Here is a 13,986-nt window from a genome sequence, read left to right as displayed (position 1 = left end):
GAGCAGGAAGACTCCACCCCTGAGCCCGCGCCCGCGCCCGCTCCCGTCCCCGCCCCCGCAGCGGAGCCGAAGCCGACCGCGGAGCCGAAGCCGGCCCCCGAGCCGGAGCCCGTGCACGAGTCGGCGCCCGACGCCGACTCCGAGGCCGACTCCGCGTCCACGGGCCCCACATGGGAACGCGTCACCGACAAGGGCCTGCCGAAGCGGACCCCGAAGATCAGCGCGCCCACGGGGGGCGCCCCGGCGCCCCGGAGCGGGGCCGTGGACGCCGAGGCGCTCCGGCGCCGCCTGGGCGGGTTCCACCAGGGCGCGCAGAGCGGGCGCCGCGACGTGGAGGCCGAGCTCTCCGCGGGGACGGACCCGGCGAACCCGTCGGAACGTAACAAAAAGAACGCTGAAGACGCAGACGTAATGGGGGACTCAGTCGAGGAGGCAAGCAGTTGACTGCGCCCATGCGCACGCCCGGTTCTTCCGTCGAAACCGCCGCATCCGCCGAAGCCGCCGCACCCGTCGCATTCGGTCTGAGCAGCGAGGCCCGCAACCTGCACTGGCTGCTGACCAACCTCGTGGAGGAGGTGCCGGGCCTGCTCTCCGTCGCGGTGGTCTCCTCCGACGGGCTCCTGCTGCTCTCCTCCGACCCCGGGCGCAACGCCGAGCGGCCCGCGGCCAATCCGGCGGGCCCCAGGGGCTCCAGCGCGGACCTCGCCACCATCGTGTCCGGGCTCGCCTCCCTGACCATCGGCGCCGCCAAGCTGATGGACGGCGGAGCGGTCAAGCAGACCGTGGTGGCGATGGAGGAGGGCAGCCTCTTCGTCATGTCGATCAGCGACGGCTCGCTGCTCGGCGTGCACGCCACACCGGACTGCGACATGAGCGTCGTCGCGTACCACATGGCGCTCTTCGTCGGCCGCGCAGGACACGTCCTCACCCCCGAACTCCGCAGCGAGCTGCGCCAGTCGATGGAGAGCGCCCGATGAGCAGCAGCAGCCGTACGACGTCGAAGCTGCCGCAGCGGGGCGGGGACCGAAAACCCGCCCGCGTGCGTCCCTACTCGCTGACCGGCGGCCGGACCCGGTTCGGGCACGTGCTGCTCGTCGAGACCTTCGTGGCCGCGCTCGAAGCGCCCGAGGAGCGCCTCGAACTGCCCAAGGGGTCCCTCGCGAAGGTGATGCCCGAGATGCGGGCGATCGTCGAGATCTGCCGCCGCATGCGCACCGTGGCGGAGATCGCCGCGCTCCTGAAGATGCCGCTCGGCGTGGTCCGCGTACTGCTCAGCGACCTCGCCGACCAGGGAAAGATCCGCGTGTACGGAACGGGCCACGGCCCGGGACAGCCCGACCGCGCACTGCTGGAAAGGGTGCTGAGTGGACTCCGCCGTCTCTGAACTCCTCGACAACGAGGGTCAGTTGCAGGCCTGGCAGACGGACAGGTCACGCGCCCCGATCGCCACGAAGATCGTGGTGGCGGGCGGTTTCGGCGTCGGCAAGACGACGCTGGTGACCGCCGTCTCCGAGATCACGCCCCTCCAGACGGAGGCGCTGATGACGCAGGCGAGCGCCGACACCGACGACCTGAGCGGGACGCCGGACAAGACGACCACGACGGTCGCCATGGACTTCGGCCGCATCACGCTCGACGACGACCTGGTCCTGTACCTCTTCGGCACGCCGGGCCAGCAGCGCTTCTGGTTCATGTGGGACGACCTGGTGCGCGGCGCGATCGGCGCCGTCGTGCTCGCCGACACCCGCCGCCTGGCCGACTGCTTCCCCGCGCTCGACTACTTCGAGAGCTGCGGCCTGCCCTACGTCGTCGCCGTCAACCACTTCGACGGCAGCGAGGAGTTCGAGGCGGCCGATGTGCGCGAGGCGCTGACGGTGCCGCCGCACATACCCGTGCTGATCATGGACGCGCGGCAGCGGATCTCGGTCATCGAGTCCCTGCTCGCGCTGGTCGGCCACGCGCTCGACGTCACCCCCGAGTAGAAGGACCCCCATGCGCAAGATACTTGTCGTCGGAGCCGGCCAGTCCGGGCTCCAGATAGCCCTCGGACTCCAGGCGCAGGGGTACGAGGTCACCCTGATGTCGAACCGCACGGCGGACGAGATCCGGTCCGGCCGGGTCATGTCGACGCAGTGCATGTTCGACACGGCGCTCCAGAACGAGCGCGACATCCAGGCCAACTTCTGGGAGTCGCAGGCCCCCCGGATCGAGGGCGTCGGCGTCTCGGTCGCGGGGCCCGACGGCTCCCGCGTCATCGACTGGGTCGGCAAGCTCGACGGGTACGCCCAGTCCGTCGACCAGCGCGTGAAGATGGCGGGCTGGATGGAGACGTTCGCGCAGCGCGGCGGCCAGCTGGTCATCCACGGCGCGGCGGTCTCCGACCTCGACTACTTCTCGCGCACCTACGACCTCGTGCTCGTCTCGGCGGGCAAGGGCGAGCTGGTCTCGATGTTCGAGCGCGACGCCGCCCGCTCCCCGTTCGCGGAGCCGCAGCGCGCCCTCTCCGTGGCGTACGTCCACGGTCTCGGCCCGCGCCCCGAGCACCCCGAGTTCGACGCGGTCCGCTGCAACCTGGTGCCCGGCGTCGGCGAGCTGTTCGTCATGCCGACGCTCACCACTTCCGGCCGCGCCGACATCCTCTTCTGGGAGGGCGTCCCCGGCGGCCCCCTCGACGTCTTCCAGGGCATCAAGGACCCCAGCGAGCACCTGGCGCTGACCCTCGAACTCCTGGAGAAGTTCCTGCCCTGGGAGTACGCGCGCGCCACGAAGGTCGAACTGACCGACGCCGGCGGCACGCTGGCCGGGCGCTACGCCCCCACCGTGCGCAAGCCCATCGGCCGGCTGCCCGGCGGCGGCCTGGTCCTCGGCGTCGCCGACGTGGTCGTCGCCAACGACCCGATCACCGGCCAGGGCTCCAACTCGGCGTCCAAGTGCGCCGCTTCGTACATCTCCTCGATCGTCGAGCACGGCGACAAGCCGTTCGACGAGGCGTGGATGCAGTCCGCCTTCGACCGCTACTGGGACACCGCGCAGTGGGTCACCAAGTGGACGAACGCGATGCTGGGCGCCCCGCCGGAGCACGTCCTGAACATCCTGGGCGCGGCGGGCCAGTTGCAGCCGGTGGCGGACCGCTTCGCCAACGGCTTCAACGACCCCGCCGACTTCGAGAACTACTTCTACGACCCGGAGAAGGCCGCCGCCTACCTGGAATCGGTCGCCCCCGGCGCCTGATCGCCGCCGAACCCGAGGTCGCTGCCCGAGGTGGCGCCCTCGGGCAGCTTCGGCGGGACGTACCCCGGCACGGCCCGGCCCTTGGGGTCGGGCCGCACCGCGCCGAGGACCGGGTTCGCCGCGATCGGCGAGACCTTCACGCGGGAGCCGGGGCGCGGCGCCTGGACGACCTTGCCGTCGCCCAGGTACAGCGCCACGTGCGTGGCCTTGGGGAAGTAGACGACGAGGTCGCCGGGGCGCAGCTCGGAGAGCGGAATCCTGGGCAGCTCGGCCCACTGCTCCTGGCTGGTGCGGGGGATGGTCCGCCCGGCGTGCGCCCAGGCCTGCGAGGTGAGCCCCGAGCAGTCGAACGCGTCCGGGCCCTCCGCGCCCCACACGTACGGCCGCCCGATCTGCCGCACCGCGTAGTCGAGCGCCTCGCCGCCCTGCCGTGACGGGGCCCGGGTGCCGGGGGCGCCGCCGAGCGCGCCGGAGTCCATGAACTGCCGCTGCGCCTCGGCGGTGCCGGTCTCCTCGGCCTGCCGCAGCGCGACGAGCTGGTCGACGGTGAGCGAGGAGAGCAGCTCCTCGACGTCCCTGAGCTGTCCGTCGACCGTGTCCCGCTGCTTCTTCTGCCGTGCGGCGAGGGCGACTTGGGCGTCCAGTGCCTTCTTCGCCGCCCCGGCCAGCTGGTCGGCCTTCCTCTCGCCGCCGACCAGCCGCTTGACGGTGGCGGCGCGCCCGGCGGCCACGCGGCGGATCACATGGCCCTGGTCGGCGGCGTGCTGCGGATCGCGCGCGAGCAGCAGCCGTACGTAGGGGGAGAGCTCGGAGGTGCCCTGGTACTGCTGGCGGGCGAAGCGGCCGGCGTCGCCGCGGCTCCGGTGCACCGACGCGCGGGCCTTCGCGAGCCTGCGGCCCAGGTCCGCGGCCGTCGCGCGCTGCTTCTTCAGCTTCTCCCCGGTCGCGTTGTACGTCTCCGATGCCTCTTCGGCCGCCTGGTAGAGGCGCCGCAGGTCCGTCAGGAGTTCGCTGACGGAGCGTTCCCCCGTGCCGGTCCCGGGGACGGGCTCGGCCCTGACCGGGGGAGCGGCGCCGAGCAGCGAACCGACGACGGCCCCCGTGCACACCCACCGCAGCAGCGTTCCTGACACCTCGTCATCACCTCCGGTGCGGGGTGGGCCCTCCACCGCGCACCGCGAGCATCGGCCCGGCGGCCCGGGCCCGCCTCCGGGCGCTGGGCGGTTGGCGCAATGGGGTCACTCGTCCAGGGCGCGACGGGCGCGGTGAGTTGCGGCTGTGCTCTTGGGCGCTCTGGCGCGGGTTCGCCGTGGCCGCCCGCGCGGTTTCCCGCGCCCCTTACGGGGTGCTCTTGGACCACGGCCACTTCAGGCCGCCTCCCTTGTCGCCCTCGGCGTCGTACGCGTACTGCCACTTCGGGCTCAGCGACAGGCGCCTGCCGGGCTCCGCCGGGACGCGGCGGTAGACCAGGACCGTCGGGGGGCCGCCCGCGTCGTCGGGGACCGGGACGCGGTACACCTTCGGCGGGTGCCCGGTCGGGCCGAGCAGGACCGGGATCACGCGGCCGTCCAGGGGGCCGCCGACAAAGGGGGTGTCTTCGCTCTTCACGGCCCCAGTGTCACACCCGCACCGCCGCCGCCCCGCGCGTCACAGCAGATGGGCGGCGTCGCTCACCACGGGCAGCACCCGGCGCGCCAGGTCGCCGACGGGCCCGTCCGAGGTCTCCAGGGTCAGCGCCCACCGCACGACCTGCGCCGTCTGCTCGTCGCGCCCCGCCGTCGCCACGAGCACCGCCATGAACTGCTCCACGAGCATGTCCCGCAGCTCGTCCAGCGGCGGCTGCTTGTCCTCGTCGAGCCAGATCAGCGAGGCCGCCTCGACCGCCGTGATCCACATGCGCACGGTCATCCGGAGCCGGGGGCCCGGTTCCGGCACGTCCAGGTGGCTGAGGATGTGCTCGGCGGCGGCCCGGCGCACGCCGTCCACGATGGCCGTCGTCCGCGAGGTCTCCACCACGCTGCCGCCCTGGAGCAGCGCGCTGAACCCCGTGTCGTGCTCGTCGACGAAGGCCAGATAGCGGTCCAGCGCCCGCGCGAGCCGCCGGGTGAGCGGCCCGTCCGGCGGCTCGGCGAAGCACTGCTCCAGCTCGTCGGCGGCGGACCGCAGCGCGGCCTCGTACAACTGCTGCTTCCCGCCGGGGAAGTAGCGGTACACCAGGGGGCGCGAGACCCCGGCGGCCTCCGCGACGTCGTCGAGGTTGACCTCCTCGGGCGCGCGGTGCGCGAAGAGGGACAGCGCGGACTCCAGGAGCTGCCGCCGCCGCGCCTCGACGCTGAGGCGGCGGTACGCGGGCGTGGTGGCAGGCGAGGTCATGCCCGCAGCGTAACTCGGGGTGCGCCCCCTCAGGGGGGTGCGGAACCGCGCGATCAGCCACATACGGCCCGCGCCGCGGGGCTCAGGCCAGCAGCCCCGAAGACCGCCACAGCCGCCGCCCGACCCCCCGCATCACGCCGATGTCGTCCAGGAAGTCCGTCAGCCGCTTCGCCCCGGCCTGCATGACCTCCCTGCGGTGCCCGCTCGCCTTCACCTGGGCGACGGCCTCGCGGCGGTCGAGGCCGACGTTCGTGTAGACCTCGGGGTTCACGAAGGCGATGGAGAAGACGCGGGCGGCCTCGCCGCAGCTGAGGCGGGTGAGCTGGCGTTCCCAGGCGGGCGCCGTCACCATCTGGCGCCGCAACTCCTCGCGCGCGTAGCGGACATGGCGCGCCTCCTCGACCACATGGATGCGGGTGACGCCCCGCACGAGGGTCTGGACGCGCTCGTCCGGGAAGGTCAGCCGCTGCATCCAGTCGAGGATCTCCTCGCCGAGCAGCGTGCAGGCGAAGGAGCCGGGGGTGGTGGAGACGGTCTTCAGGACGCGCGCGAGATTGTGGTTGAGGCGCGTGACGGGGTACGTCGGCGCCCCGCCCTTCTGGATCATCCGCGCGAACATCATCGAGTGCCGGCACTCGTCGGCGATCTCGGTGAGCGCGTAGCGCACGTGCGCGCTGGTCACCGACTTGTCGTAGATGTGGCGGACCAGGAGCTGCATCAGGATGATCTCGAACCAGATGCCGAGCGAGGCGAGCGAGGCGGCCTCGTGGCGGGCGAGGTCGAGGCGCTGCTCCTGCGACATCCGCTTCCACATCGGGGTGTCGTAGAGGGAGACGAGCTCCGGCGGCCAGAACCACTTGCCCTCCTCGACGGGGGCGTCCCAGTCGAGCTCCTTGTCGGGGTCGAAGGAGTGCTTGGCGGACGATTCCAGGAGCCGCAGGGCCACCTGCTCCCGGTCCTTGAGCAGACCGAGCGCGTCCCGCAGGCCGTCGAGCGAAGTCTCTTCCGTCACGGTCGTCATGGCTGTCCCTGCCTTGTCGCGGGTTACCGGCGGTCATCACTTATGAGACTGCGTGTCAGCAAGGCCGTCAATCCCTTGCGCACGACTTGTTGACCCCTTGTCCAACGCCGTGTGAGCCTGCCGTCATGTCGACTCAGGAGCTCTACACCAGTCCACCCGGTGAGCCCAACTGGCAGGTTCCGTCGGCCAGTTCCGCCCGCTTCAGCTGGGAGTACGACGAAGGGCGCGACCGTCTCCTCGCCCTGTACCAGAAGGGCAAGGACAAGCAGTGGGACGGCGCCACGCGCATCGACTGGGACCTGGAGGTCGACCCGCTCGACCCCCTGGGCACCCCCGACGAGTCGCTCTCGCTGTACGGCACGCCCCACTGGGCGAAGATGACGGAGAAGGACAAGGGGGAGCTGCGCAAGCACTACGCGTCCTGGCAGTTCAGCCAGTTCCTCCACGGCGAGCAGGGCGCGATGGTGTGCGCCGCCCGCATCGTCGAGTCCGTCCCCGACCTGGACGCGAAGTTCTACTCCGCGACCCAGACCATGGACGAGGCGCGCCACGCCGAGATCTACGGCCGCTTCCTGCGCGACAAGATCGGGATGCTCTACCCGATCAACGACAACCTCCAGGCGCTGCTCGGCGACACGCTGCGCGACTCCCGCTGGGACATGCCCTACCTCGGCATGCAGGTCCTCATCGAGGGCCTCGCGCTCGCCGCCTTCGGCATGATCCGCGACACCACGGACAAGCCGCTGCCCCAGCAGATCCTCGCCTACATCATGCAGGACGAGGCCCGGCACGTGGCCTTCGGACGGATGGCGCTGCGCGACTACTACAAGCAGCTCTCGGACGCCGAGCTGCGCGAGCGCGAGGAATTCGTCATCGAGGGCTGCTACCTCATGCGCGACCGGCTGCGCGGCGTCGAGGTCCTGGAGAACTTCGGCATCCCGAAGGCGCAGGCCGAGGAGTACAGCGAGCAGTCCGAGTTCCTCGCCCTGTTCCGGCAGCTGCTGTTCTCCCGGATCGTGCCGTGCGTCAAGGACATCGGCCTGTGGGGCAAGCGCCTCCAGGAGGCCTACGTCGACATGGGCGTCTTCGAGATGGGCAACGCCAACCTCGACCAGCTCATGGCACAGGACGAGGAGATCGCCGAGAAGCTGGACGCGGAGCGCTTCGCGGCCGAGGAGCAGGAGCGCGTGGCCGAGGTCAGGGACGCGATCGCGTCCGGCGGGTCGGGCTGACGCCACCGGTCAACGGGCGCTGATCGCCGCCTCCATCACGGCCTTCGCGATCGGCGCCGCGCTGCCGCCCCCGCTGATGTCGCCGCGGTCCGCCGCCGCGTCCTCCACCACCACCGCCACGGCCACCGAGGGCTCCGGGTCGCCGTCGGCCTGCGCCCAGGAGATGAACCAGGCGTACGGCGTACCGGAGTTGTCGATGCCGTGCTGCGCGGTGCCCGTCTTGCCGCCGACCGTGACGCCGGGGATCGCGGCGTTCGTGCCGGTGCCCTCCTCGACGACGTCCGTCATCATCTCGCGCAGCTGCACCGCGGTGCCCGGATTCATCGCCTGGCGCAGCGACCTGGACCCGGTGGTGTCGACCACGTCGCCGTCCTCCGTCGTCGTCCGGTCCACCAGATAGGGGGACTTGACCGAGCCGCCGCCCGCGACGGCCGCCGAGACCATCGCCATCTGCAGCGGCGTCGCGCGCGTGTCGTACTGCCCGATCGCGGAGAGCGCGAGCTGCGCCTTGTCCATGGACGTGTCGAAGTTGCTGGCGGAGACGGACGAGGGGATCCGCAGGCCGGTGTTGTTGAAGCCGAAGTTCCCGGCCGTGTTCACCATGCCGGTCAGGCCCGTGTCGACGCCGAGCTTGGCGAAGAAGGTGTTGCACGACCACTCGAAGGCGTAGCGCAGGCTCGCGTTCGTGCAGCCGTCCACCTCGTTGGTCAGCTGCGTGGTGGTGCCGGGAAGCGTGTACGGGCTGGGCGACTTGGTCGGCGCGTCGAGGTCCGTCACCACGCCCTCGTCCAGCGCCGCGGCCGCCGTGACCACCTTGAACGTCGAACCGGGCGGGTAGGTCTGGCGGATCGCGCGGTTCAGCATCGGCTTGGCGGAGCTGCCGTTGAGCTCCGCCCAGGAGTCCGCCACCGACCGCCCGGTGCCGGAGAGCCGTTCCGGGTCGTACGAAGGGGTGCTGACCAGCGCGAGGATCTTCCCGGTGGACGGCTCGATGGCGGCGACCGCGCCCTTCTTGCCGCCGAGCCCCGCGTACGCGGCCTGCTGCACCGGCGCCTTGATGGTGGTCTCGACCTTGCCGCCGGGGTTCTGCGCGCGGGTGATGTCGTTCCACAGGGGGAGCGGGGCGAGCATCGGGTCGGTGCCGGAGAGGATGTCGTCCTCGGCGTTCTCCAGGAAGGTCGTGCCGTACACCTGCGAGGCGAAGCCCGTCACGGGCGCGTACAACGGCCCGTTCTTGTACGTGCGTTCGTAGCGGAGCTGCTCGCCGGTGTCCTTGGAGCCGGTGACCGCGCGGCCGTCGACCATGATGTCGCCGCGCGGCTGGTCGAAGCGGACGATGGCCTTGCGGCGGTTGGCCGGGTTGTCGTCGAGGGAGTCGGACTGGACGACCTGGACACGGGTGGCGTTGACCAGCAGGGCGATCAGCAGCAGCGCGCAGAACGCGGCGGCGTGCCGGATGTAGCGCGTCACGCGGGGCCCTCCTCGGCCGGTCCCGGCTGGCTGCGCGCCGAGTCGCTGACCCGGATGAGCAGCGCCACGATGATCCAGTTGGTGACGACGGACGAGCCGCCCTGCGCGAGGAACGGCATCGCCATGCCGGTCAGCGGGATCAGCCCCATGACGCCGCCCGCGATGACGAAGACCTGGAGCGCGACGATCGACGCGAGGCCGATGGCCAGGAGCCGCCCGAAGGGGTCGCGCAGGGCGAGCCCGGCGCGGTAGCCGCGCTCCACGAGCAGCGCGTAGAGCAGGAAGATCGCGCAGAGCCCGGCGAGCCCCAGCTCCTCGCCCGCCGTCGCCAGGATGAAGTCGGACTTCGCGGCGAAGCCGATGAGGATGGAGTGCCCGAGCCCGAGCCCGGTGCCGAGCATCCCGCCGGCCGCGAACGCGAAGAGGGACTGGGCGAGTTGGTTGGGTCCCTGCCCCGCGTCGATGGACGCGAAGGGGTGCAGCCAGTCCTCCACCCGGCTGTGCACGTGCGGCTCCAGCGAGCCGACCGCGTACGCGCCGAGCCCGGCGAGCAGCAGGCCGACCGCGATCCAGCCGATGCGGCCCGTGGCGACGTACAGCAGGATCACGAAGAGCCCGAAGAAGAGCAGCGAGGTGCCGAGGTCGCGCTCCAGGACGAGGACGCCGACGCTCAGCAGCCAGATCGCCACGAGCGGGCCGAGGACGCGCCCGGTGGGCAGTTGGAGGCGCTTGACGCGCCACAGGGTGCGGCCGGTGTACGCGAGGGCGGTGCGGTTGGCCGCGAGGTAGCTGGCGAAGAAGACCGCCAGCAGGATCTTCGCGAACTCGCCGGGCTGGATGGAGAAGCCGCCGATCCTGATCCAGATCCGGGCGCCGTTCACGGCGGGGAAGAAGATCGGCACGATCATCAGGACCAGCGCGGCGACGACGGAGAGGTACGCGTAGCGCTGGAGCACGCGGTGGTCGCGCAGGAAGAGGACGACCGCGATGAACAGGGCCACGCCGATGGTCGACCAGATCAGCTGGGTGGGCGCGGCCTCGTCGTGCGGGGTCTCCAGGTCGAGCCGGTAGATGAGCACCAGGCCCAGGCCGTTGAGGAGGACGGCGATGGGCAGCAGCAGCGGGTCGGCGTACGGGGCGCGGAAGCGGACGACGAGGTGCGCGACGAGCGCGAGCACGCCGAGCCCGGCGCCGTAGCCGGCGGCGCCGGGCGGGACGGTGCCGTTCTTGGCGAGGCCCACGTCGCAGTAGCCGTACACGGAGAGCAGCACGGCGACGACGAGCAGGGCGAGTTCGGTGCCACGGCGCCGGGGGACGCGGACCGCGGGGATCGCCGGGCGTGCGGGGCCCGCGGGGGGTGCGGGGCCCGCGCTTGTTCCGGTCATGCCGGGAACGTAGCAAGCGACCGGCCCTGAAGTCCGCTTATGTCGCCTATGTCGGTGCTCAGCACCAGCGCGGGGCCGCCCCGATGTTGGCGATGTAGTGCGCGGCGCCCCAGGCCCAGGTCCCGTCGGTGAGCAGGTACCAGAGGTTGTTGCCGCCCACGTGGTCGCCCGTGGTCTTGCAGTAGATGGTGACGACCTTGCCGTAGGGCTCGCTGCGGATCACCTTGCTGCCGCGGGTCGGTGCGTCGCGGAGCAGGAGTCCGCTCTTGGCGGTGACGCGGCCCTTGTAGACGGGCGGGTGGTTGTTGGCGTCGGCCAGGGCGGCGGCGGGGCCGCCGGCGGCGAGGGCGGTGAGGGCGCCGCCGGCGGCGAGTATGCCGAGCCGGGTGGCGGTGGTCCGCAGGGACATGGGGCCTCCTCGGGGAAGGGCGGTTCGAGCGGCTTCTGGCGGATGCTCAGAAGCCGCACCTCACACTAAAAGCGGCATAACGCACCCGCACCCGCACCCGGCGGAACCGTTCAGCCCGTCTCCCCGCCCTCCTCAGCCTCCTCGAAGGGCAGGGTCAACGTCGCCACGGCCCCGCCGTCCGCCGCGTTGGCGAACGTCAGCCGTGCCCCCAGAACGGCCGCCTGCCCCAGGGCGATGGTCAGCCCGAGACCGTGCCCCTTGGTCGTGCCCTCCGTACGGAACCGCTGCGGCCCGTGCTCCACGAGGTAGTCGGGATACCCGTCCCCGTGGTCCCGCACGGTGACCACGGGCCCGTCGACGGTCACGAGCACCGGCACCCGCCCGTGCTTGTGCGCGTTGGCGACGAGATTGCCGAGCACCCGCTCCAGGCGGCGCCGGTCCGTCTCCACGCACACGTCGCGCACGACGACCAGCTCCGTGCCCGCCCCGGAAGAACGCACGACGCGCTCCGCCAATGGAGCGAGGTGATGGGCGTCGAGGTCCACCCGCTCGCTCTTCGCGTCGAGCCGGGAGATCTCCAGGAGGTCCTCGGTCAGCGTGCGCAGCGCGGCGACCCGGTCGCGCACCAGCTCGGTCGGCCGGCCCGGCGGCAGCAGCTCGGCCGCCGCGTGCAGCCCGGTCAGCGGGGTGCGCAGCTCGTGCGCCACGTCCGCGGTGAAGCGCTGCTCGCTCAGGAGCTTGCCCTGGAGCGTCGAGGCCATGGTGTCCAGGGCGCCGGCGACCGCGGCGACCTCGTCCTGGTGCCGCGGCGTCCCCTGGGCGGACGGCCCCGAGTGCGGGTCGTCGACACGGGCGTCCAGGTCGCCCGCGCTGATCTTCCGCGCGACCTGCGCCGTCGCGTGCAGGCGCCGGGTCACGCGCGTCACGGCGAACGCCCCGACCAGCAGCGTCGCCCCGATCGCGAGCACCGAGGAGCCGAGGATCGCCCGGTCGAGCCCGTCGATCGTGCGGGCGCCCTGGGCGTAGTCGACCTGGACGGCGATGGCCCTGCCCCCGTCGGCGGGGCCCGCGGCCCACATCGTCGGCCGGGACTCGTGGGCCGCGACCATCGTGCCGCGCTGTCCGCTCGCCGCGAGGTCCCGCAGGCCCGACGGCAGGCCCGCCGGGTCGACGCCCGCGTCGGGGCCGAGCCGGTCGCCCGCCTCGTACCGCTCGGTGACCTCCTCCAGGCGGGACAGGGCGCGCTCGCGGGCCTGGCCCACGGTCTGGTTGGTCACCGAGACATGGACGAGCACGCCGAGCAGCGCGGCGAGCGCGCAGCACATGACGGTGATGAAGACGGCGGCCTTCCAGGTGAGCGTCGCCGTCCAGGCGGGAAGCCGCGGCCCGCGCGGCGTCCGGCGGCTCATCGCCCGCCGCCCGAGGAGGACGGGGACGGCGAGGGCCGGGGCGTCTTCGGACGCGGGGCGTTCGAGGAGCGGATGATCTCGTCGCTCGTCGGCAGCATCGCCTTCTGGTGCGCGTCCCACGACCAGACCGTGTGGTACTCGTACCCCGGCAGGCTGGAGACGGCCCGGATGATCAGGTCGCGTCCGGCCAGCTCGACGCCGAGCACGGCGTCGCTCATCTCCATGATCTGCGTCAGCTGCCGGTCCTCCTCGGCATAGACGCGGATGTCGAGGTTGTCGTCGGGCGTGGAGACGCCGACGATCAGGTCGTCCCTGCCGTCGCCGGTCAGGTCGCGGTAGTACGCCTGGAGGACCGGGCACGCGCCCTTCTTGCCGGAGTCGTCGCTCGCGCAGTCCTTGAGCCGCTCGACGGTCTCCTGGTACGCGGAGTCGGAGCGCTCGTACGTCCCCGGGTTCTCGTCGAAGTCCGCGCGCACGACGTCGACCGGGTCCACCTTGTGCAGATCACCGCCGGGCACCGCCACGCCCGTGACCTTCACGGCCTCTATGGCGCCGTAGTCCTCGGCGGGCGCGGACGGCGGCGGCCGGTCGGGCCACAGACGGGTCGGCCCCTCGGCGGTGGGCGTCGCCCCGGCGCTCCGCAGGCCGCCGGGATCGCCGCAGCCGCCGGCAAGCAGCGCGGCGAAGGCGACGAAAGCCGCGGCGAGCGCGAGGCGGCTGCGGTTCACTGCACTCCTGCCTGCCGCGGGGCGCGGCCTGTCGTTGCACCAGGCCTGTTGTCACGACACCAGGTCGGCGAAAAGGATGATGTTGTCCGAGCGGTGACCGCCCACGATCGGCCCGCCGCAGGTCAGCAGGCGCAATTCGGGTCGGCCGGTCGCCCCGTACACCTTATTGGTGGGGAAGTCCTTCTTGTCGACCTGCTGGATCTCGCGCACCTTGAACGTCGCCGTGCTGCCGTCCGCGCGCGGTACCTCGATGGTGTCACCGACCTTGATCTTCGCGACGTTCCTCATCAGCGCCGGGCCGTTCGCGGTGTCGTAGTGCGCGACGATCACGGCGGGTCCCTTCTCGCCGGGCGTCACCCCGCCGGTCCACCAGCCGGGCTCGTCGGCCTTGTCCGCCGGCGGCACCTGGAGCTCCTGGTCCGCGCCCACGCTCAGGTCGAGCATCGACCGGGCGTCGACGCCCGCCGAGGGGATGCGCAGACCGGTGGGCTTGGACGCCTTCAGCGGGGCGACGGCCTGCTTGGCCTGCGTGGTGGCGGCGTTGTGCACCTTGACGTCGGGGGCCGGGTCGCCCTTGCCGCCCTGGCCGCAGGCGATCAGGCCGACGCCGAGGGTGGCGAGGAGGGCCGCGGACGCGGCGATGCGGGTGGTGTGGCGGCGCCGCGCGGCGGGGGTCTCGGCGGGCTCGTAGTCGGTGGGGGTGCTCACGAGGACTCCTGGGAGAGAAG

General features: G+C 72.1%; 15 protein-coding genes and 1 pseudogene. 6 read left to right on the top strand and 10 right to left on the bottom strand.

All coding sequences use genetic code 11. The features are described from left to right. The 5 genes and pseudogenes from AOK22_RS06115 to AOK22_RS06095 all read left to right on the top strand — a co-directional run. A pseudogene (locus AOK22_RS06115) lies at positions 1–444 on the top strand (histidine kinase); the annotation flags it as partial. An 8-nt stretch (positions 445–452) separates the two neighbouring features. Then, a complete protein-coding gene (locus AOK22_RS06110) occupies positions 453–977 on the top strand; it encodes a roadblock/LC7 domain-containing protein (protein WP_055697537.1) in 525 nt (174 codons plus the stop codon). Then, on the top strand, positions 974–1,384 hold the full coding sequence (locus tag AOK22_RS06105; protein ID WP_055697536.1) for a DUF742 domain-containing protein: 411 nt from the start codon (positions 974–976) through the stop codon (positions 1,382–1,384). Before AOK22_RS06110 ends, AOK22_RS06105 begins: the two co-directional genes overlap by 4 nt. Then, positions 1,365–1,982, top strand: coding sequence for a GTP-binding protein (locus AOK22_RS06100; RefSeq protein WP_055697535.1), 618 nt, complete (start codon positions 1,365–1,367; stop codon positions 1,980–1,982). Before AOK22_RS06105 ends, AOK22_RS06100 begins: the two co-directional genes overlap by 20 nt. A gap of 10 nt (positions 1,983–1,992) precedes the next feature. Then, the gene (locus AOK22_RS06095) at positions 1,993–3,231 is read left to right on the top strand and encodes a styrene monooxygenase/indole monooxygenase family protein (protein ID WP_055697534.1); all 1,239 of its coding nucleotides are present in this window, start codon (positions 1,993–1,995) and stop codon (positions 3,229–3,231) included. On the opposite strand, the gene AOK22_RS06090 is transcribed toward AOK22_RS06095, so the two are convergent. The 4 genes from AOK22_RS06090 to AOK22_RS06075 form a co-directional block, all read right to left on the bottom strand. Then, on the bottom strand, positions 3,201–4,364 hold the full coding sequence (locus AOK22_RS06090; RefSeq protein WP_079036374.1) for a C40 family peptidase: 1,164 nt from the start codon (positions 4,362–4,364) through the stop codon (positions 3,201–3,203). The two genes, AOK22_RS06095 and AOK22_RS06090, sit on opposite strands and share 31 nt — an antisense overlap. A gap of 205 nt (positions 4,365–4,569) precedes the next feature. Next, entirely contained in the window at positions 4,570–4,839 is a 270-nt protein-coding gene (locus tag AOK22_RS06085) for a hypothetical protein (RefSeq protein ID WP_055697533.1), read from the bottom strand. Positions 4,840–4,878: 39 nt separating this feature from the next. Continuing rightward, a complete protein-coding gene (locus AOK22_RS06080; protein WP_055697532.1) occupies positions 4,879–5,604 on the bottom strand; it encodes a TetR/AcrR family transcriptional regulator in 726 nt (241 codons plus the stop codon). An 82-nt stretch (positions 5,605–5,686) separates the two neighbouring features. After that, on the bottom strand, positions 5,687–6,625 hold the full coding sequence (locus AOK22_RS06075) for an AurF N-oxygenase family protein (RefSeq protein WP_055697531.1): 939 nt from the start codon (positions 6,623–6,625) through the stop codon (positions 5,687–5,689). Positions 6,626–6,750: 125 nt separating this feature from the next. On the opposite strand from AOK22_RS06075, the gene AOK22_RS06070 reads away from it, so the two are divergent. Continuing rightward, complete coding sequence (locus tag AOK22_RS06070) at positions 6,751–7,857, top strand: ferritin-like domain-containing protein (protein ID WP_055697530.1); 1,107 nt, start codon at positions 6,751–6,753, stop codon at positions 7,855–7,857. 9 nt (positions 7,858–7,866) lie between these two features. Here the strand turns inward: AOK22_RS06070 and AOK22_RS06065 are convergent, their stop codons facing one another. The 6 genes from AOK22_RS06065 to AOK22_RS06040 form a co-directional block, all read right to left on the bottom strand. Next, a complete protein-coding gene (locus AOK22_RS06065) occupies positions 7,867–9,327 on the bottom strand; it encodes a peptidoglycan D,D-transpeptidase FtsI family protein (RefSeq protein ID WP_055697529.1) in 1,461 nt (486 codons plus the stop codon). Further along, the gene (locus AOK22_RS06060; RefSeq protein ID WP_055697528.1) at positions 9,324–10,712 is read right to left on the bottom strand and encodes an FtsW/RodA/SpoVE family cell cycle protein; all 1,389 of its coding nucleotides are present in this window, start codon (positions 10,710–10,712) and stop codon (positions 9,324–9,326) included. Before AOK22_RS06060 ends, AOK22_RS06065 begins: the two co-directional genes overlap by 4 nt. Before the next feature lie 58 nt (positions 10,713–10,770). After that, positions 10,771–11,121, bottom strand: coding sequence for an SH3 domain-containing protein (locus AOK22_RS06055; protein WP_055697527.1), 351 nt, complete (start codon positions 11,119–11,121; stop codon positions 10,771–10,773). Between the two features lie 110 nt (positions 11,122–11,231). After that, positions 11,232–12,530 (bottom strand): HAMP domain-containing histidine kinase, encoded by a 1,299-nt coding sequence (locus AOK22_RS06050; RefSeq protein ID WP_055697526.1) that lies wholly within the window; start codon positions 12,528–12,530, stop codon positions 11,232–11,234. Beyond that, complete coding sequence (locus AOK22_RS06045; protein WP_055697525.1) at positions 12,527–13,258, bottom strand: hypothetical protein; 732 nt, start codon at positions 13,256–13,258, stop codon at positions 12,527–12,529. The genes AOK22_RS06050 and AOK22_RS06045 overlap by 4 nt, the downstream gene beginning before the upstream one ends. Positions 13,259–13,309: 51 nt before the next feature. Further along, positions 13,310–13,966 (bottom strand): class F sortase, encoded by a 657-nt coding sequence (locus tag AOK22_RS06040; protein WP_079036373.1) that lies wholly within the window; start codon positions 13,964–13,966, stop codon positions 13,310–13,312. Positions 13,967–13,986 lie beyond the last annotated feature (20 nt).

Origin of the sequence: Streptomyces silaceus, assembly GCF_001419745.1 — a bacterium.
Taxonomy (GTDB): Bacteria; Actinomycetota; Actinomycetes; order Streptomycetales; family Streptomycetaceae; genus Streptomyces; species Streptomyces silaceus.
This window is presented reverse-complemented; position numbering and strand designations above follow the sequence as displayed.